Source organism: Shimia sp. W99 (assembly GCF_053851455.3).
The window spans coordinates 310,260-328,889 of record NZ_JBSQBU020000001.1 but is presented as its reverse complement, the minus strand read 5'-3'; the positions used below and the strand labels follow the sequence as shown (position 1 = coordinate 328,889).

The 18,630-nt window shown below is 61.2% G+C and carries 17 protein-coding genes; 3 read left to right on the top strand and 14 right to left on the bottom strand.

Features of this window, described 5'->3' with window-relative positions; genetic code table 11:
* The first annotated feature begins 40 nt into the window (after positions 1–40).
* Together ACS3QZ_RS01565 and ACS3QZ_RS01560 are read left to right on the top strand one after the other, a co-directional pair.
* On the top strand, positions 41–1,837 hold the full coding sequence (locus ACS3QZ_RS01565; protein WP_456036258.1) for an aminopeptidase P family protein: 1,797 nt from the start codon (positions 41–43) through the stop codon (positions 1,835–1,837).
* Between the two features lie 76 nt (positions 1,838–1,913).
* Positions 1,914–2,258, top strand: a complete 345-nt coding sequence (locus ACS3QZ_RS01560) for a DUF427 domain-containing protein (RefSeq protein ID WP_456036257.1) — start codon at positions 1,914–1,916, stop codon at positions 2,256–2,258.
* Positions 2,259–2,268: 10 nt separating this feature from the next.
* On the opposite strand, the gene ACS3QZ_RS01555 is transcribed toward ACS3QZ_RS01560, so the two are convergent.
* Positions 2,269–3,933 (bottom strand): chloride channel protein, encoded by a 1,665-nt coding sequence (locus ACS3QZ_RS01555; protein ID WP_456036256.1) that lies wholly within the window; start codon positions 3,931–3,933, stop codon positions 2,269–2,271.
* A gap of 178 nt (positions 3,934–4,111) precedes the next feature.
* Between ACS3QZ_RS01555 and ACS3QZ_RS01550 the strand changes: the two genes are divergently transcribed.
* Complete coding sequence (locus ACS3QZ_RS01550; protein WP_456036255.1) at positions 4,112–5,158, top strand: GFA family protein; 1,047 nt, start codon at positions 4,112–4,114, stop codon at positions 5,156–5,158.
* Here the strand turns inward: ACS3QZ_RS01550 and recN are convergent.
* The 13 genes from recN to murC all read right to left on the bottom strand — a co-directional run bounded on the left by recN (position 5,150) and on the right by murC (position 18,630).
* Positions 5,150–6,796 (bottom strand): DNA repair protein RecN, encoded by a 1,647-nt coding sequence (gene recN / locus ACS3QZ_RS01545; protein WP_456036254.1) that lies wholly within the window; start codon positions 6,794–6,796, stop codon positions 5,150–5,152. The genes ACS3QZ_RS01550 and recN overlap by 9 nt on opposite strands.
* Before the next feature lie 29 nt (positions 6,797–6,825).
* Positions 6,826–7,680, bottom strand: a complete 855-nt coding sequence (locus ACS3QZ_RS01540; RefSeq protein ID WP_093093084.1) for an outer membrane protein assembly factor BamD — start codon at positions 7,678–7,680, stop codon at positions 6,826–6,828.
* Positions 7,681–7,787: 107 nt separating this feature from the next.
* Positions 7,788–8,711 (bottom strand): UDP-3-O-acyl-N-acetylglucosamine deacetylase, encoded by a 924-nt coding sequence (gene lpxC, locus ACS3QZ_RS01535; RefSeq protein WP_093093086.1) that lies wholly within the window; start codon positions 8,709–8,711, stop codon positions 7,788–7,790.
* 210 nt (positions 8,712–8,921) lie between these two features.
* A complete protein-coding gene (gene ftsZ / locus ACS3QZ_RS01530) occupies positions 8,922–10,550 on the bottom strand; it encodes a cell division protein FtsZ (RefSeq protein WP_456036253.1) in 1,629 nt (542 codons plus the stop codon).
* Between the two features lie 348 nt (positions 10,551–10,898).
* Positions 10,899–12,233, bottom strand: coding sequence for a cell division protein FtsA (gene ftsA / locus ACS3QZ_RS01525; protein ID WP_093093090.1), 1,335 nt, complete (start codon positions 12,231–12,233; stop codon positions 10,899–10,901).
* The gene (locus tag ACS3QZ_RS01520) at positions 12,226–13,104 is read right to left on the bottom strand and encodes a cell division protein FtsQ/DivIB (RefSeq protein ID WP_456036252.1); all 879 of its coding nucleotides are present in this window, start codon (positions 13,102–13,104) and stop codon (positions 12,226–12,228) included. The genes ftsA and ACS3QZ_RS01520 overlap by 8 nt, the downstream gene beginning before the upstream one ends.
* On the bottom strand, positions 13,092–14,006 hold the full coding sequence (locus ACS3QZ_RS01515; RefSeq protein ID WP_456036251.1) for a D-alanine--D-alanine ligase: 915 nt from the start codon (positions 14,004–14,006) through the stop codon (positions 13,092–13,094). Before ACS3QZ_RS01515 ends, ACS3QZ_RS01520 begins: the two co-directional genes overlap by 13 nt.
* A 108-nt stretch (positions 14,007–14,114) precedes the next feature.
* Entirely contained in the window at positions 14,115–15,038 is a 924-nt protein-coding gene (gene murB, locus ACS3QZ_RS01510) for a UDP-N-acetylmuramate dehydrogenase (RefSeq protein ID WP_456036250.1), read from the bottom strand.
* 103 nt (positions 15,039–15,141) lie between these two features.
* Positions 15,142–15,459: a hypothetical protein gene (locus tag ACS3QZ_RS01505; RefSeq protein WP_456036249.1), complete on the bottom strand. Its 318-nt coding sequence runs from the start codon at positions 15,457–15,459 to the stop codon at positions 15,142–15,144.
* Positions 15,456–15,701: a DUF2484 family protein gene (locus ACS3QZ_RS01500; protein ID WP_456036248.1), complete on the bottom strand. Its 246-nt coding sequence runs from the start codon at positions 15,699–15,701 to the stop codon at positions 15,456–15,458. Before ACS3QZ_RS01500 ends, ACS3QZ_RS01505 begins: the two co-directional genes overlap by 4 nt.
* On the bottom strand, positions 15,698–15,955 hold the full coding sequence (locus tag ACS3QZ_RS01495) for a DUF2484 family protein (RefSeq protein ID WP_456036247.1): 258 nt from the start codon (positions 15,953–15,955) through the stop codon (positions 15,698–15,700). The genes ACS3QZ_RS01500 and ACS3QZ_RS01495 overlap by 4 nt, the downstream gene beginning before the upstream one ends.
* Positions 15,952–17,139 (bottom strand): APC family permease, encoded by a 1,188-nt coding sequence (locus ACS3QZ_RS01490; RefSeq protein WP_456036246.1) that lies wholly within the window; start codon positions 17,137–17,139, stop codon positions 15,952–15,954. The genes ACS3QZ_RS01495 and ACS3QZ_RS01490 overlap by 4 nt, the downstream gene beginning before the upstream one ends.
* A gap of 75 nt (positions 17,140–17,214) precedes the next feature.
* Positions 17,215–18,630: a UDP-N-acetylmuramate--L-alanine ligase gene (gene murC, locus ACS3QZ_RS01485; protein WP_456036245.1), complete on the bottom strand. Its 1,416-nt coding sequence runs from the start codon at positions 18,628–18,630 to the stop codon at positions 17,215–17,217.

The following is an 18,630-nucleotide window of genomic DNA, read 5'->3' as shown; positions in this document are numbered from 1 at the left end:
GGAGCGCGTTGATAGCCTGCGGGTCAGCGAGAGGGACGAGATGTTTCAGGATTTCAGTGTTTTGGCGCGCCCCGAACAGGGCCCGGCGCGGTTGGATCGGTTGCGGCAGGAGATGCAGGCGCAGGGTTTGCAAGGTTGTCTCGTGCCGCGCGCCGATGCACATCAAGGGGAATATGTCGCGCCGCGCGATGACCGGCTTGCGTGGCTGACCGGATTCACCGGGTCAGCCGGATTTTGCGTGGTGCTGATGGATCAGGCCGGGGTCTTTGTTGATGGGCGCTATCGCGTGCAGGTGCGCGAACAGGTGGCCGGGTGTTTCACCCCGGTGGACTGGCCCGAAACGAAACCGGGCCCGTGGATTTTGCAGGCGCTTGGGACCGGGCGCGTCGGGTTTGATCCCTGGCTCTACACGATCGGCCAGATCGCGGAACTGGAAGAGGCTCTGGCGGGTAGCGGGATCACCCTTGTGCCCGGCGACAATCTGATTGACCGTATCTGGGAGGACCAGCCCGGCCCGCCAATGGCGCCGGTTGCGGAGCAGCCGCTTGAGTTTGCCGGCGAGGCTCATGGTGAAAAACGCGCACGGCTGGCAAGTGAGTTGTCTTCGGCAGGGCATCGCGCCGCGGTGATCACTTTGCCGGACAGCATCGCGTGGCTGCTCAATATCCGTGGGGCAGACATTCCCCGCAATCCGCTGGCGCATGGATTTGCCATTCTGCATGATGACGCCAGCGTCGATCTGTTCATGGCCGACAAAAAGCTGACCGCCGTGCGCGAGCATCTCGGCGCGCAGGTGCGGGTGCATGCGCCTGAAAATTTTGTACCCGCTTTGAAAGCATCGCAAGGCCCCGTGCGACTCGAAAAGGGCAGCGCACCGTTGGCGGTGCGACAGGTTCTGGAAAGCGCCGGATGCGACATCGTCTTTGGCCCGGACCCTTGCGCCCTGCCCAAGGCGCGCAAGAATGCTGCCGAGATCGCCGGAATGGCCGAGGCGCATTTGCGCGACGGCGCCGCGGTGGTGTCTTTCCTGTGCTGGTTTGACAGCCATGCGCAAACCGGGATCAGCGAAATCGACGTTGTGACCAAGCTCGAGGAATGTCGCCGCGCCAGCAATGCGTTGCTCGACATCAGCTTTGACACCATCGCCGGCACCGGACCGCATGGTGCAATCATGCATTACCGGGTCACGGAGGAAAGCAACCGTGAACTGGCCCCCGGAGATCTTATTGTTCTGGACAGCGGCGGGCAGTACCGGGACGGCACCACGGACATCACCCGCACCCTGCCCGTCGGTGAGGTAGGCGAAGAAGAGCGCCGCGCCTTTACCCGTGTTCTGCAGGGACTGATTGCCATGTCACGCCTGCGCTGGCCCAAGGGCCTGGCCGGGAGCCATATCGAAGCCATTGGCCGTATGCCCCTGTGGATGGCCGGTCAGGATTTCGATCATGGTCTGGGGCATGGGGTTGGCGCCTATCTTTGTGTGCACGAGGGGCCGCAGCGCCTGAGCCGGGTCAGCGACGTGCCGCTGGAACCGGGCATGATCCTGTCAAACGAGCCGGGTTACTACCGCAATGGCGCCTTTGGCATCCGTATTGAAAACCTGATCGTCGTGGAACAGGCCGCCGCGCTGCCGGGGGGGGATGACCACCGTGACATGCTGTGTTTTCGGACCCTGACCTATGCGCCAATCGACCGGCGCCTGATTGTCGTTGACATGCTGAGCGCCGAGGAGCGTGTCTGGATCGACGGCTATCATGAAACGTGCCGTCAGGTCATCGGCCTGCGGCTGGAACCCGAGGCGCGTTTGTGGTTGGATGCCGCCACCGCCCCACTCTGAGGCGCGTGCGCCAATGTGACATGCCCCTGTCACATGCCGTGCTGATATAAGGGCGGCAAAACGAAGGATATGACGGATGAATAAGCAGATCACCATTCGCAAGGCCGATGGGAAATGGAGCGTTCGCGCGGGTGGCGCGGTTCTGGGCGAAAGCAACAATGCACTGGAACTGAGCGAAGGCGAATTGGAACCTGTCATCTATTTCCCGCGCGAGGACATCGCGATGGCATTCCTTGATACCAGCACGCACCACACCCATTGCCCGCACAAGGGTGATGCATCCTATTTCTCTATCGTTACAAAGAGCCAGACCATCGAAAACGCGGCCTGGAGTTATGAGACACCGATTGAAGCCGTGGCGCGGATCAAGGATCACATCGCATTCTACAAAACCGATCTGGTCACGGTCGAGCGCATCTGAGCCTTCTCCTTCAGCTGTGCTCTTCTGCTGCTGTCGCCGCCAGAGCGCGATTGTAGGCACGCAGGGCATCCACATGAAACAGTGCCCCCCAAAGCTCGGGGGGAGCATCCTCACCCGTGAGGGTAACGACCGGAAGGAATGGTGTTCCGGTGGTCTCGAAGATCGGCATCGCGCTTTCCAGTGTGGCATTGCCATCAATATAGGTGCCCTCGGCGATCATCTCCCACAGGCGGTCTTCGGGCGCGGCGCGCGGGTGATCCTTGGGCCGCATGACCTTGGCAACGCGGAACATACCCAAAAGGTAGGCCTGCGGGCCTGCCGCTACGTGCACATTGCGGCGTTCAAGCTGCGTAAGAAAGAACGAGCGATCCACGAGTCGCGATCCAAGCGCCGTTGAGATCGACACGCTGACCATCACTGCCAGCCCGGTCTGCCAGTCGCCGGTCAGCTCAAATACGATAAGGGTTGTCGAAATCGGTGCGCCAAGCACGGCTGCGGCGACGGCGCCGGTACCCGCCAGAGCATAGAGCGTGATAGTGCCCGACACGTCTGGGAAGACGGCTGTGGCGATCATCCCGAAGGCAAGACCGGTCAGCGCACCGAGCATCAGTGAGGGCGAAAACACGCCCCCGCCCATGCGCCCGGCCATGGTGATCGACACGGCGATAACCTTCAGAACGGCAAAGACGATCGCTTCGTGTAAAACAAGCTGCCCGGTGAGTGCCGCGGACGTGGTTTCATACCCCACACCGATAATATGCGGGAACCAGATCGCCAGCGCTCCCAAGAGCGCACCTGACACGGCCGGGCGCAGCCAGCGGGGCATTTTCAAACCGGCCTGTACATGATTGGCCATGTCTTCGGCCCAGAAAATTGTCCACATCAGTGCGACGGCAACGAATCCACATACACCACCCAGCAGAAGAAAGGCCGGCAGTTCCTGATAAAACTGTAGCGCCGAGGTCATCGGCAGGTGGAATTCTGTCACGTCTCCGAATTCCAGACGGTTGATCACCGTCCCGGCGACGCTGGCAATCACGATGGGGGCAAAGGCATGCACGGCGAAGTGGCGCAGGACGACTTCGAGCGCGAACAGGGCCCCGGCAATCGGGGCATTGAACGACGCCGATACGGCGGCGGCGACGGCACAGCCCAGAAGATCACGCCCGGTGATGCCATCGGCCTGAATGCGATTGCTGACCCAACTGGCGATCACCCCAGCCATGTGCACGACCGGACCTTCGCGCCCGGTCGATCCCCCCGAACTGAGTGTGATGAGCGAAGCAAGCGCCGAGGCCACCCCCTCACGTCCCTCGACCCGGCCTTCGTGCAGCGCGGCGCCTTCAATCACATCCGCGACCGAGCGCACCCGGCCATCCGGTGTAAAGCGATGCAGGATCAGGCCAACAACCAATCCGCCCACGGTCGGGATCAGCAACAACATGTACCACGGCAGGGTGTTGGCGAAACTGTGCAGGTGGGTCAGGTCATCGGTGCCATAGAGCGTCGATTGCAGCCAAGCGATCCCTTTTCGGAATCCTAGCGCGGCAAAGCCCGCCGCGATCCCAATAATCAACGCAATCAGCCAAAACTGGAACTGGCTTGGGCCTTTTTCCACGAGGATGCGCCAGCCCCCCTTGCAGGTGCTGACCGCCTGTTGCGCGCTTTCTGACATGAAAGATCCGACCGACTTTGCCATGCCGCCCCGACTGATTGGGTGTTTCTTCCAGATGTAGAGGGATTTGCGCCGATTGGCAAAGGCTGCAGCGGACAGAAATGCATTCTTGAGCTGTTCTCAACCCGGAGCACTCAATTGGCTAGACTTTTGACCAAAGCAGTCGAAAGGTAAGCGAATGGAGCGTCGATTAGCCGCCATTCTTGCCGCCGATGTGGTGGGGTTCTCGCGCAAGGTTTCACGCGACGAGGAAGGCACGATCGCCCGGATCGCGGTCCTGCGCGACGAGTTGCTGAACCTGGTCGTCGCTGGACATGGAGGGCGCATTTTCAAGGCGATGGGAGACGGGATCCTTGCCGAATTTCCAAGTGCCGTGGAATGCGTGCGTGCCGCCGAAGAAATCCAGACCCGTCTGCGCGAACAGAACAACCGTCTGGCGGTCGATCTGCGCATGGACATGCGCATCGGCTTGAATCTGGGAGACATCGTTGTTCAGGGGTACGATGTGCTCGGCGATGGTGTCAATGTTGCGGCCCGACTCGAACAGCTTGCGCCGCCCGGGGGCGTTCTGCTGTCGGCGGCGATCCACGACCAAGTGTCCGAGAAGCTAAACTTGGATTTCCGGGACCAAGGCTTTCAAACGCTGAAGAACATCCCACGTCCGGTACATGTATATAGCTTTGGCGCAGAGCAAGAGGGCGCTTCCATGACCGGTGGCGGCATGTTCAATTTCGGCGATGCGATGGAAAGGAAACCGCTTATCACTGGAGGGTGTTTCTGTGGAAACGTGCGGCTTGAAACCCACGAAGAGGCATTGGGTTCGGGCTATTGCCATTGCACTTTCTGCCAAAGGTTTACAGGTGCGCCGGTAGCAGTCTGGACGGCGTTTCGTGATGGCGCGATCAGGTTTGTGACGAAGCCACCCAAGACTTTTCGCTCGTCCCTGATCGGCGAGCGGGGCTTTTGTCCCGAATGTGGAACTGCCATGACATATCGGCTGCTCAAGCCCAGTGATTGCGGCTATCTCGTGATCTACACCACCTGTCTGGACCGGCCAGAAGCATTTGCGCCAACCGCGCATGGCGGAATCGAAAGCAAAGTGCCGTGGCTGGAGATCAATGACAATCTGCCGCGAACGCGATGCGACAATTCCTGGGCCTTACGTACGGCATGGGCGTCTGTGGGACGTCCGGACCCCAAGGACTGGACCCCTGGTCTAACCTAACAACGCGCCTGCCGCAGCGCGTGCCTCAGAGGTGATGGTGTCCCCCGACAACATGCGCGCGATCTCGTCCACGCGCTCATCTGGAGCGAGCGGGACAACGCGGCTAAGCGTCTGGTTCTCGACAACCTGCTTTTCCACACGCCAGTGATGTGCCCCGAGGGCAGCGACCTGCGGCGAATGCGTCACCACCAACACCTGCCCCTGCCCGGCCAATGCGGCAAGACGACGGCCAACCGCGTCGGCAGTCGCCCCGCCGACACCCCGGTCGATTTCATCAAAGATCAGGGTCAACCCGCCCACGTCCTGTGTCAGACAGACTTTGAGTGCCAGAAGGAACCGGCTGAGTTCCCCACCCGAGGCAATCTTGGCCAACGGACCGGCAGGTGCCCCCGGATTGGTCGCCACCACGAATTCGACCTGATCACGCCCATCCGGGCCAGCCTCGCCCGCTGTGAGGCGGGTTTCGAATACGGCGCGTTCCATCTTGAGCGGCGCAAGCTCGGCCATGACCGCAGCATCAAGCTTGCCCGCCGCATCCCGACGCGCCACGCTGAGCGTGTCCGCCGCGCTTTCAAACGCCGCCTCGGCTGCGCGCAGGCCTTGTTGCAACGCCGCGATGTTTCCTTCGCCCGCATCCAACGCGGACAGCCGTTCGCGCAGATCCTCGGCAAAGTCCCCCAATGCATCCGGGGCAACCCCATGTTTGCGGGCCAGCCCCCTGATCGCAAACAGGCGTTCTTCAACCTGTTCAAGCTCGTGCGGATTGAACTCGAGCGCCTCAAGGCAGCGTTCGACCCCGTCCGAAGCCTCGGCGAGTTCGTTCATGGCGCGTTCAAGCGCCGCCAACGGCGCCTCAAGATGGCCTTCAGTCTCGGCCAGAGCCCCTTCAAGCCAGCGCAAGGCATCACCCATTGCGCCCTCGGCCCCATCAAGCCCCAGCGCCGTGTGCGCCCGCCCAACACTTTCACGCACCTTTTCGGCGCCCTGCATCATACGTCGGCGGCTATCGAGCTCGGCCTCCTCTCCCGGCTTCGGGTCCAACGCATCTAGCTCACCAACCGCGTGGCGCAGGAAATCTTCTTCAGCGCGCGCAGCGGTAAGAGCGGCTTCGGCTTCGGACAGCGCCTTGCGCGCCTTGGCCATTGCCCCCCATGCCCTTCGTGTCGACTCGCGCGCGGCGTCGGTTCCGGCGAAGCTGTCCAGCAAGGCGCGGTGCCCCCGCGGGTTGAGAAGCCCCCGGTCGTCATGCTGTCCATGCAGTTCAACCAACGTTTCGGAAAGCTGCCGCAACACCTCGCCGGAACAGCGCCGATCGTTGACCCAGGCGGTCTTGCGCCCATCCTGACGATTGACGCGCCGCAGGATCAGTTCGTCTCCGCCGGGCAAACCCGCGTCTTCCAGAATCGCATGGGCCGGATGAACCGAGGGAAGGTCGAACACCGCTACCACTTCGCCTTGTTCGGCACCCGTGCGCACCAGTTCGGCGCGTCCACGCCACCCGAGAACGAAGCCAAGGCTGTCGAGCAATATGGATTTGCCGGCCCCGGTTTCCCCGGTCAGCACGTTCAGACCCGGTTGGAAGCCAAGCTCCAACCGGTCGATGATCAACATATCCCTGATATCGAGCGTGCGCAGCATCGCCGCCTACTCCCAGACCCGCAGCCCCGTCAGAGCCACTTGCCCTGAACGGTCTGGCGATACACCTGGTTCAACCAGCTGCTGCCTTCAGCCTTCATTTCAAGCCCCTGCTGTGCCAGCAGGCGATAGCTGTCCTCGTACCATTCGGTCGACTGGAAGTTGTGACCCAGAATGGCCCCGGCGGTCTGTGCTTCGTTGGTCAGACCAAGTGCGAGATAGGCTTCCACAAGGCGGTGAAGGGCTTCGGCGGTGTGGGTCGTGGTCTGGAAATCCTCGACAACGACGCGGAACCGCTTGATCGCCGCCGCATAATGATCCCGGCGAAGGTAGTAACGCCCGACCTCCATCTCCTTGCTGGCGAGGTGATCAAAGGCAAGGTCGAATTTCAGGATTGCCGAACGGGCATATTCGCTGTCCGGATAAACCTCGATCACCTTGCGCAGCTCCTGTAGCGCCTGGAAGGTCAGCCCCTGATCGCGCCCAACCTCGTCAATCTGGTCATAATAGCTCAGCGCCAGAAGGTATTGCGCATAGGCCGCATCTTCGTCCGCCGGATAGAAATCAATGTATCGCTGCGCGGCGGCGCGGCTTTCCGGGTACATTTTGTCCTGGTGATAGGAAAACGCCTGCATGATCACCGAGCGTTTGGCCCATTCCGAATAGGGATAAAGGCGTTCGATCTCTGAGAAAAAGAAAGCGGCGTCTTCGCCCTTGTTGCGGGCAAGCTCGTATTCACCACGCTGATAGATTTGCTCGGCGGTGAACTGTTCCATGGCAACGTCGCCGCGACGGGCTTTCTCTGCCGTAGAGGTGGCACAGGCGGCCAAGGTGGCGATGGCCAGAACCGACCCGACAAACCGAATGCGCGCCCCGAAGCCTGTCATGCTGCTCAACCTCTTGTTCCCCGGCAGGCAAACCCCACCCTTTGACAAGCTGTTAGCATAGAAAATTCCGGTGCAAAATGACTTTGGAAGGATTTGTACACCAAGGATCAGGCGACGGCAGGAAATTCCGCCATATGGACACCTGCGCCCGGCAGGCGGGCGGCCATCTGGTGATCGCACTCGACATAGCGCCAAGCGGAAGGATCGGCAAACAGGACTCGCAGAAGTTCATTGGTCAATGCGTGTCCGGCCCGTGTTCCAAGGTAACGCCCGAGGATCGGCGCACCTGCAAGTGCGAGATCGCCCAAGGCATCCAGCATCTTGTGACGCACCGGTTCGTCAGCGTACCGCAGTCCGCCCGGGCTCAGAACCTTGTCACCGTCGAACACAACCGCGTTCTCCGCCGGATCGCCGCCAAGCGCGAGGCCGTTGGCCTGCATCGTTTCGACATCGGCCTGACGGCAGAAAGTGCGGCTGTCGCACAATTCACGTACGAAGCTGCCATTGGCCATGTTCAGCCCCTTGGTCTGCTGGCCGATCGCCGCGTCAACGAAATCAATGTGGAAATCAATGCGCAGCTCGTCCGCCGGAACCAGTTCGGCACGGGCATCGCCCCGTTCGACCGAGATCGGCTTGAGGATTTCGATGGCACGCACCGGCGTATCCTGCGCGACGACACCAGCCTTGAGAATGGCGCGCACGAACTCTGCAGCACTACCGTCAAGAATTGGCACTTCGGGGCCATCGATCTCGATCAGGGCGTTGTGGATGCCGCAGCCTGCAAGCGCGGCCATCAGGTGTTCGATGGTGGCGACCGACACACCGGCGGAATTCACGATCCGTGTACACAGCGGGGTTTGCTCAACTACGTCCCAACGCGCCGGAATCATGGTGTCGCCCAGAAGAATGTCAGTGCGCTTGAACCAGATGCCATAGTCGGCGGAAGCCGGGTGAATGACAAGGTGCACCGCCGCGCCCGAATGAAGGCCGGTTCCGGTAAATCGTACAGATGATTTCAGCGTTGCTTGCACGGTTTTCCCCAAATGACGCGGTGCTCCCCATTGCGCCGCATCCTTGAGGTAATCGTTTCACTTGTGCATCACAATTCAATCTTTGTAACGGACTGAAACATGGCTGAAACAAATCGGCAAAACACCGCGCACCAGCACTTAAAACCTTGATAAACAATACAAAAAGGGCCGCCATGCGGCGACCCTTACCAACAGGATATCCTGTATTTTCTAGTTTGCCTGACGACGCAGGAAGGCCGGGATTTCAATCCGTTCCTGATCTTCATCCGCCTCGGGCTGGGGCTCGACGGCCTGCATGCTGGGCTGCTGGCGGGCTGTCTGTGCCCCGCGCGGAGCCGTTTCGCCACCATGGCCGGTCATGCGGTTGATCAGCGAGTTGATGCCAAAGCGGGCACGCTCTTCTGGATGGGCCTGCCGGTCCACGGCAACAGGGCGCGCGGGAGCAGCAGCCGGAGCCTTGTCAACGGCAGCCTTCAGGCGCTCGATCATCTGCGGTGTCGGTGTCCCGGCTGCAGGGCGCTGCGGAGCAACAAAGTCTTGCGCTTCATCCTCATCGACCACTTCCGGCTCGAACGGCTGTACCGGCGCGGGCTGATATGCAGGCGGCGGCAGGTCATCATCCAGGGAGGCCGCCGGGGCATAGGCCGGTGCAGTTTCTTCCTCGAAGATGTCCTCCATCTGATCCTCGGCAGCAGCAGCCTGAGCATCCAGCTCCGAGAACAGCGACGGTTCCTGGGCATTCTGGGCCACGTAGGCTTCCGGGGTCTCTTCCGCAACAATTTCAACCGTTTCTTCGACGGTTTCCTGCGAAACCTGCTGGGTCAGCGGCTGTTTCAGCGAACGGCGCGGGATCGGCATAGGCGATGTCGCTTCGGCGGCGTCGATCCCGGTGGCAACCACGGACACGCGCATGCCACCTTCGAGGTTGTTGTCCAGGGTCGAGCCAACGATGATGTTGGCATCCGCGTCCACTTCCTCGCGGATGCGGTTGGCCGCTTCGTCCAGTTCGAACAGCGTCAGATCATGGCCACCGGTGATATTGATCAGCACACCCTTGGCACCACGCAGGCTGATTTCGTCCAGCAGCGGGTTGGCAATGGCTTTCTCAGCCGCCTGGATGGCGCGATCTTCGCCTTCGGCCTCGCCGGTGCCCATCATCGCCTTGCCCATCTCGTCCATCACAGCGCGCACATCGGCAAAGTCGAGGTTGATCAGACCCGGACGGACCATCAGATCGGTCACGCCCTTCACACCTTGATAGAGTACGTCATCGGCCATCGAGAACGCTTCGGTGAAAGTGGTCTTTTCGTTGGCAAGGCGGAACAGGTTCTGGTTCGGAATGATGATCAGCGTGTCGACCATCTTTTGCAGGGTTTCGACCCCCTCTTCCGCCTGACGCATGCGCTTGGCGCCTTCGAACTGGAAGGGTTTGGTCACGACGCCGACAGTCAGCACCCCCAGTTCGCGTGCGGCCTGCGCGATGATCGGCGCGGCGCCGGTCCCGGTACCACCGCCCATACCCGCGGTGATGAAACACATATGCGCGCCGGCCAAGTGATCGACAATCTGTTCGATGCTTTCTTCAGCGGCCGCGGCCCCGACGCTGGCCCGCGCACCGGCGCCCAGACCTTCGGTGACTTTTACGCCAAGCTGAATGCGGTTGGTCGCATCGCTTTGCTGGAGAGCCTGCGCATCGGTGTTGGCCACGACAAAGTCGACGCCATCAAGTTCCTTCGCAATCATGTTGTTGACCGCGTTGCCACCTGCACCGCCTACACCAAATACGGTGATGCGAGGTTTCAGATCCGCCTCTTCGGGCATCGTCAGATTCAATGTCATAGAACTGTCCGCCTGTTGTTTTACCCGCTTCAGCGGGGGTTATTCTGCCTACTCAACGTCCATTATTAACTCTGCTTTCAGGAATCGTCATCCCCAAAAGGCATTTTCGCCACAAAATATGGGTGAAAAAGCAATGATAACGGCGGCATCTTGCCAGTTTTGACAGATTTTGCGGAAACCTCCGAGCATAACACAACATAGAAAAACTGGGGCGCTCTCCACCAGAGGCGCGTCGTTGCTTTTTAATGCTGTGTCAGGTGCCTTCTGCCCGGCTCTCCTGTCCGCCCTTTTCGAACGTGTTGAGAACAGATTAGCGCGCCTCGCCGGGCGCGTCACCCCTCAAATCGCTTACCAGTTGTCGCGGAACCATCGTACGGCCCGGCGTAGCGAACGGACTGGATAGCGTTCCACCGGCAGATCGAAATCCCACCATTCATCCTGTGGATGGGTCGCAAAGAGGCACATCCCCACTGCGCTGGCAAAGCCCGGACCGGTTGCGGCCTGCGGCAGACCGTGCACCCGCATCGGGCGGCCAAGGCGCACCTGCTGGCCCAGAATCTTGGACGCCAACCCATCAAGTCCCGGAATCTGGCTGCCGCCACCGGTCAAAACAATCTGCTGGCTCGGCAAATGGTCAAACCCCGCAGCATCCAGACGGGCGCGGACCTCTTCGAGAATTTCCTCAACGCGCGGTCGCATGATCCCGATCAGTTCGGCGCGGCTTACCGTGCGCCGATCATGTTCCCAATCGCCCGTGTCCCCTTCAAGCTCGATCATTTCCCGGTCATCCATGCCTGTTGCCACGACACCGCCATAGAACGTCTTGATCCGTTCTGCGGTCGCCATGGGCACCTGCAACCCCATCGAGATGTCCCCGGTCACGTGGTCCCCGCCCATACGTACCGTGTCCGCATAGATCATGTGCTTCTTCATGAAGATCGACAGGCCCGTCGCTCCACCGCCCATGTCAATGCACGCCGCGCCCAGTTCCTGTTCGTCTTCGACTAGCGCCGCCATGCCCGATACGTAGGAGGAGGACGCAATCCCGGCCAGTTCGAGATCGCAGCGCTTGACACAATGCGCGAGGTTCTGCACCGCCGCTTCGTCAACCGTCAGCATGTGCATGTCAGTCGTCAGGGTCTGGCCCATCTGGCCGCGCGGATCGGCAAGCCCGGAACGGTGATCCAGGGCAAAATTGACCGGCTGGGCGTGCAACACTTCGCGATGCGGACCGAAATCGGGCACATCACAAGCTGACAAGACGCGCGCAACGTCCTGTTCCGTCACGACATGGCCTTCGAGTTCGATGCTGCCATCCAGCCCGTAAGACCGCGGATCGGCCCCCGCGAAACAGGCAATCACGTGGTCAACCCGGATCTTGGCCATCTTCTGAGCCGCCTGAATGGCGGTGCGGATGGCGCGCTCAGTTTCCTGCATTGCGTTGATCTCACCAAAGCGCACGCCGCGCGACCGGGTTGTCGCGGCGCCGATCACCCGGAACCCGCTTTGCCCCGCCATTGAGCCGACACCGTCCATTTCGGCCAACCTGTCGGTGCCGTCAAAGCGCAGGACAAGGCAGGCAATCTTGGAGCTGCCCACGTCCAGAACCGCGACGACACCGCGCTGCATGGCGGCTTTGCGCATGTTGCGCATGGCACGCTGAGATTCATAAAGCTCAATCATTGTTGCTTTTCCCAAATGACAACTGGCTGATACGCCACCATTCTTCCACGGCGGCCTCGGCAAGGCGGATGGTCGGGCGTGCGGCCAAGCGCATGTCGACGACCAAGAGATTACGTTCGAGCAAATCCTGCGCCTCGCTGAGCGCGATCACCCGCTCAAGCGCCTGAACCGCTCCGATTTCCGGCAGAAGGATGCGTTGCCCGCGATCCAGAACCACGTCCCAGCGGCGTTCACCCACACGCACAAGGCCCCGCACCCGAGCCGCCAGCGGTCCGGCAGCGGCATAAAGCTGAACCGCCTCGGCCACATGGCGATCCGCCCCTTCGCCCGCCATCAAAGGCAGATCAGGGTGCAGGGTTCGGGCGCGGGCCGGGCCGGTAACATAGCCTTCGCGATCCACAAGGGCCAAACCGTCATAGGTACGCCACAGGATCACCGGATCACGCTCCACAACCGCGATCTGGAGAATGCCGCCCGGACGCACCCGGACAGAAGCCTTTGCCACGGCGGGCAACTCGGACACGCGTTCCTGAATCTCTCCCAATTCAAGATCAAACGAGCTTGTCGGAAAGTCGATCGGCATGATTTCACGGATGTCTTCGGCGATCCCTCTGGATGCACCGTCAATCGCCATCGCATTGACCATGAACTCTGGACGTGTCGCGATTTCGGTGCGCAGGTCGTTATAGGCCATGGCCAGTTGATCGCGCCGATCCTGATCCGAAAACCACAACAGAGTCAGACCGGCCACCAACAGAAACGGCACCACCACGCGCAGGGCAAACCGGAACAAAGGTGTCAGCAACAGACGTTGCAGACGGTAGGCCCAACGGGACGGGGCCGGATCACAGCGTTGCCCTACCGATTGCATGATGCGTCCTCCACCATCCAGGCACAGAACTGCGCAAAACTCATGCCAAGGTGGGCAGCCTGTTCGGGTGCAAGCGACGTCGGTGTCATGCCGGGCTGGGTATTTGTTTCCAAGAGCACCAGCCCATCCAGTCCGCGCACCTCATCCCAGCGGAAATCGGTGCGGCTAACGCCACGGCACCCAAGCGCCTGATGCGCGCGCAAGGCATAGTCCATGCACGCCTCGTAGATTTCCTGGGGGATGTCCGCGGGGACCACGTGACGCGACCCACCTTCCTTGTACTTGGCGTCGTAGTCATACCAGCCGTCGGTGATGATGTCCGTCACTGACAACGCCCTGTCGCCCATCACGGTCGTGGTCATCTCGCGCCCGGGTGCATAAGTTTCGACCATCACCTCGGCGGGCATGTCATCGGACAATTGCGGCGGCCCGTTGGCGGCCTCGTGCACGATATAGATGCCGACCGAAGATCCTTCGTTGTTCGGCTTGACGACATAGGGTGGCGCCATCACATGTCCGGCGCGGACGTCTTCGCGGCTGCGGAGCACGCTTTCCACCACCGGCAGACCAGCGGCGCGGTACACGTCCTTGGAGCGTTGTTTGTCCATCGCCAGCGCTGACGCCAACACCCCGGAATGGGTATAGGGCAGACCCATCCATTCAAGAATTCCCTGAACGCACCCATCTTCGCCCCAGCGGCCATGCAGGGCGTTGAAACAGACATCCGGTTTGATTTCGTTCAGACGTGCAACAAGGTCGATGCCAGCATCGATCTCAACCACGTCATATCCCGCTTCCCGCAGCGCGGTTGCGCATTCGCGCCCCGACGTCAGCGACACCTCGCGTTCGGCCGAGGGGCCACCCATCAATACCGCCACTTTGGGGTTTGCCCTGCTCGACATACCCACCGTGCCTCAATGTCCCGGGTCAATTATTGACGGTTTTCCGTCTTTTTGACCCTGATTTATTGTTCTTGATCCGACCTGATTTTGCCTGTGGTCGGAAGACTTTCACTCCGTCGGTTCACCGACGCGCATGATTTCCCACTCTAGCTGTATTCCGCTGTTTTGGAAAACCCTTTTTCTTACATCTTCCCCCAGATTTTCCAGATCCGCAGCCGATGCGCCACCAGTATTGATCATGAAATTGGCATGCATCTCGCTCATCTGCGCCCCACCAACGCGCGCGCCGCGCATGCCTGCATCGTCGATCAGTTTCCATGCCTTGAGGTCGTGCACGTCATCCGCCTTCCCTGTCGAAGAAAACCCCGCCGGATTGCGAAAGGTGCTCCCGGCGGAGCGGTCCTTGGTCGGTTGCGTCGCGTTGCGCTTGGCCAGTTGCGCCTCCATCCGCTCGGCAAGGGTGTCCGGATCCCCGGAGGGCCCTTCGAACACGGCTTCGGTGATCACCCAGCCTTCGGGCAGATCGGTCTGGCGATACCGGAAGTTCAGATCTCTCGCGCTCAGGTTCACGACGTCGCCTTCGCGTGTGATCGCCGTCGCCTCAACAAACACGTCCGCGACATAGGTGCCATAGCATCCTGCGTTCATACGGACTGCCCCCCCGACGGCCCCCGGAATGGTGCGCAGGAAGGTGAGGTCCACCCCGGCCACCCCTGCCCGGCGTGCCACATGTGCGTCCAGTGCGGCGACACCTGCACGCACGCGGTTGCCTTCGATCTGGATGTCGTTGAAACCACGCCCCATGCGCACCACCACGGCGCGCAAGCCCCCGTCGCGCACGATCAGGTTCGACCCCACCCCCATCGGGAATACGGCCACATCCTTGGGCAATTCGCGCAGGAAGTCGGCAAGGTCTTGAGCATCAGCGGGCTGGAACAGCCAGTCGGCGGGGCCGCCCACACGCAGCCAGGTCAGTTCTGCCAGCGCCATGTCCTGAGTCAGCGTTCCGCGTGGTGTCGGCATATCGGTCATGTAAGTCTCGCGTCCCCGGCGCTTTTCCTGTGCATCTCGCCCAAAGGCCCGGCACGGATACCGAAGCCCTGCCCGACACGCAAGCTCTGCGCCTGCGCGTCGCCTATCCCTTGCGCGCCGCCAATTTGCGCCCGACAAGGAACAACCCCCATCCCAATGCCGAAGAAATCGCCAGACAACCGATGACCCAAGGGCGATACGATGTCACCTCCGCCACTTCGGCGGCTTCCTCCGGCAAGGCGGTGAACTGCAACCCTTCGGAAACGGCGATCAACAGGGCAAGAAGGCACAAGAGGATCAGCTGCGCCCGCAGCAGGACCGGACGTTGATCGTAATACCCCTTGGCAAAACCGAAAGCCGGAAACAGCAATGCGGCGAACCAGATCACCGCGTTCAACCCAAGTGCCACATCCAGCATCATCCCACCCGTTTCCTGACCCAGCGCACCAGATAGATCACCGGCCAGCGCATCACCCATCCTGCCATGACAAGGATCAGCAATGCCATCCAGATCCCATTCTGAATCGCAACGCCGATCAGGATCGGAATGCCGATCGCGATCATGACATAGGCAAACTTCCACAAATTGTCCCGCGACGGAAACATTGCGCGCAGGTTTGCAACGAGAAGCCATAACAGGGCAAGGATCATCGAAATCGTCATCGGCGTGCCTCTGCATCCGGGACGCCGCGTGCGCGGCGGTAGAAATAGCGCAACGGTCGGCGGAACATGCTTACAAAGCCAAAGAGGGCCACGCCACCCAGCCACGGCCCATGCTGGACCCAGATTACCCCAATCAGGATAGGGGCCGCGATCAACAGGGCCACACCGGGCAGGTATTGGCGGCGCATCGGCAACATGGCAACGATGGCTGCGGCAAGCACCCAGAGACAGGCAAGGATCAAGGCGAAACTCATAGGGCCGCTCCAATGTTAAAGGCCAATGCCCCGGCAGAAAGGACGAACCCCGCCACTGGGACCGCCATCGGCACTCGGAACGGTGCCTCGGGCGCGCGGCGTTTGAGGGCGATCAGCGCGAGATTTACGATCACGAAAACACCCAACAGGATGGACGAGGTGACTTCGGCCAGCGTGGACACCGGCAGTATCAGCGCCGCCCCAATGACCGCCCCCCCGATAAGGAGCGTCGCCAGCACCGGCGTGCCGCGTGTCGGATGCGCATGATAGAAAACACGCAGCGCCGCGCTGCGTTTACCAAGGCCAAACAGGACCCGGCTCGCCATCACGATCTGGGCCAACACACCATTCAGCGCCGCGAAAACGGCAATCGCGGCAAGAAATTGCCCCTCACCGCCGCGCCCGGCCTGCCAGACCAGCGCCAGCGGTCTTTCGCTTCCTGACAAGGCATCCACGGGCACGGCCCGCACGGTCGCCACGGTCACAAGTGCATAGATCACGGTTGTCAGCGCCAGCCCGATCAGGATCGCGCACGGCATGGTGCGCTCGGGGTTGGACACCTCCTCGGCCATGTTCACGATGTCCTCGAACCCGATGAAGGCAAAGAAAGCCAGAACCGCCCCGGCCCCGACACCGGCCCAGATCACGCCGGGCGGCGTACTCCAATCCGCAACGGCGGGGGCCTCGAACCCGGCCCAGACCACAAGCCCAAGCCCTAAAAGCTCAATCACGGTAAAGACGGCCGCCAATGCAAGGCTTTCCATGACTCCAAAGACCGCAACACCGGTCAGAACAGCCCCGATCCCGACAATGGCCCAAAGCTCAGGCCAGTCAAACACCACCAGCAGATACCCCACACCGCCGCGTAGCACGGCCGCCGCCGAGATCATGCCGGTCGCGACAATCCCGAGCCCCACCAGAACCGCGAGCGCCTGGCTATTGAACCCTTGATGCACAAAAGCCGCCTCACCGGCGGCCTCAGGGATACGGGTGCTGAGTTCGGAATAGCTGAGGGCAGTTGGCGCTGCGATCACCCCGGCCAGCAGAAAGGACAACGGCGCCCAGATCCCGGCCTCGCCGGCCACGGCCCCGACCAGCACATAGATGCCGGCCCCCACCATGACTCCGACGCCATAAGCCGTCAGCAGGCCAAGGCCGATCCGTCTCTTGAGATGTTCTGCCACTCCCGCACCCCCGGCTTCATGTTGCCAAAAATACTCCCGCCGGAGGCTCCCACGTTCAAATCAGTTTGAAAAGCCTTACGGTTTTCCCAGTCGCTTGGGCAGGTTGTTGGCCCATGCGCTGATTGTCCCAGCACCGAGGCACACCACGATATCCCCCGGCTTCGCCTCAGAACGCACCAGCGCCTCGAGGTCGTCCTCGCTGTCGATTGCAACCGCCTTGCGATGTCCGTGCGCCACAAGACCGGCCACAAGATCGTCGCGGCTGGCACCAGCGATCGGGTCTTCGCCCGCGGCGAAGACTTCGGCAATCCCAACCACGTCGGCCTCGTTGAAACAGGCACAGAAATCCTCGAACAGGGAATGCAGGCGGGTATAGCGATGCGGCTGGTGCACCGCGATCACGCGCCCACCACCGTCTTGCCCAATCGCTTGCCGCGCTGCCTTGAGTACGGCGGCAATTTCGACCGGATGGTGCCCGTAATCGTCGATCACCGGCACGCCGCCGTTGACCTCACCCACCTTGGTAAAGCGGCGGTTCACCCCGCCAAACGCAGCCAGCGCTTCGCGGATTTCTTCGCGCTTCATTCCAAGGTGGCGCGCCACGGCCACCGCCGACAGCGCGTTTGAAACATTGTGATCCCCCGGCATCGGCAGGGTGCATCCCTCGATCACCGTTCCCTCAGACTGCAGCGCCACGTCAAAATGCGCCACCCCGGCCTCGTAGTGCAGGTTGATGGCGCGCACGTCGGCCTGTGCATTGAAACCGAACGTGACCACACGCCGATCCGTCAGTCGCCCGACAAGCGCCTGCACCTCGGGGTGATCCGTGCAACAGACCGCGAGACCATAAAACGGAATGTTCGAGACAAATTCGTCAAACCCGCGCCGCAGGTTCTCGATCGAGCCCCAATGCTCCATGTGCTCAGGGTCGATGTTGGTGACGATGGCAATCGTGGCGGGCAAACGGTTGAACGTGCCGTCGCTCTCGTCAGCCTCGACAACCATCCACTCTCCATCCCCGACGCGGGCGTTGGAATCATAGGCGTGGATGATGCCGCCATTGATCACCGTGGGATCGAACCTGCCATGATCCAAAAGTGCCGCCACCATGGTTGTCGTCGTGGTCTTGCCGTGTGTGCCTGCCACGGCCACGTTGGACTTCAATCGCATAAGTTCGGCCAGCATCTCGGCGCGGCGCACCACCGGAAGGCCGCGTCGGCGCGCCTCGTCCAGTTCAGGATTGCCCGGTTTTATCGCCGACGAGATCACGACAACTTCGGCGTTTTCAAGGTTTTCCGCCTTCTGCCCCACGAACAGGGTCGCACCGCGGGCTACCAACCGATCGGTAATCTTGCTGGTTTTGAGGTCGGACCCCTGTACCGTGTAGCCATGGTTCAGCAGCACTTCGGCAATGCCGGACATGCCGATCCCGCCCATGCCGACAAAATGGATCGGGCCGACGTCACCGGGGAGTTTCGTTGCTGCATTCAT

Coding starts and splice junctions, on each gene's coding strand:
- ACS3QZ_RS01565 (WP_456036258.1), top strand. CDS start 41: ATGTTTCAGGATTTCAGTGTTTTGGCGCGCCCCGAACAGGGCCCGGCG.
- ACS3QZ_RS01560 (WP_456036257.1), top strand. CDS start 1,914: ATGAATAAGCAGATCACCATTCGCAAGGCCGATGGGAAATGGAGCGTT.
- ACS3QZ_RS01555 (WP_456036256.1), bottom strand. CDS start 3,933: ATGTCAGAAAGCGCGCAACAGGCGGTCAGCACCTGCAAGGGGGGCTGG.
- ACS3QZ_RS01550 (WP_456036255.1), top strand. CDS start 4,112: ATGGAGCGTCGATTAGCCGCCATTCTTGCCGCCGATGTGGTGGGGTTC.
- recN (WP_456036254.1), bottom strand. CDS start 6,796: ATGCTGCGCACGCTCGATATCAGGGATATGTTGATCATCGACCGGTTG.
- ACS3QZ_RS01540 (WP_093093084.1), bottom strand. CDS start 7,680: ATGACAGGCTTCGGGGCGCGCATTCGGTTTGTCGGGTCGGTTCTGGCC.
- ftsZ (WP_456036253.1), bottom strand. CDS start 10,550: ATGACATTGAATCTGACGATGCCCGAAGAGGCGGATCTGAAACCTCGC.
- ftsA (WP_093093090.1), bottom strand. CDS start 12,233: ATGATTGAGCTTTATGAATCTCAGCGTGCCATGCGCAACATGCGCAAA.
- ACS3QZ_RS01520 (WP_456036252.1), bottom strand. CDS start 13,104: ATGCAATCGGTAGGGCAACGCTGTGATCCGGCCCCGTCCCGTTGGGCC.
- ACS3QZ_RS01515 (WP_456036251.1), bottom strand. CDS start 14,006: ATGTCGAGCAGGGCAAACCCCAAAGTGGCGGTATTGATGGGTGGCCCC.
- murB (WP_456036250.1), bottom strand. CDS start 15,038: ATGACCGATATGCCGACACCACGCGGAACGCTGACTCAGGACATGGCG.
- ACS3QZ_RS01505 (WP_456036249.1), bottom strand. CDS start 15,459: ATGATGCTGGATGTGGCACTTGGGTTGAACGCGGTGATCTGGTTCGCC.
- ACS3QZ_RS01500 (WP_456036248.1), bottom strand. CDS start 15,701: ATGACGATTTCGATGATCCTTGCCCTGTTATGGCTTCTCGTTGCAAAC.
- ACS3QZ_RS01495 (WP_456036247.1), bottom strand. CDS start 15,955: ATGAGTTTCGCCTTGATCCTTGCCTGTCTCTGGGTGCTTGCCGCAGCC.
- murC (WP_456036245.1), bottom strand. CDS start 18,630: ATGAATGCAGCAACGAAACTCCCCGGTGACGTCGGCCCGATCCATTTT.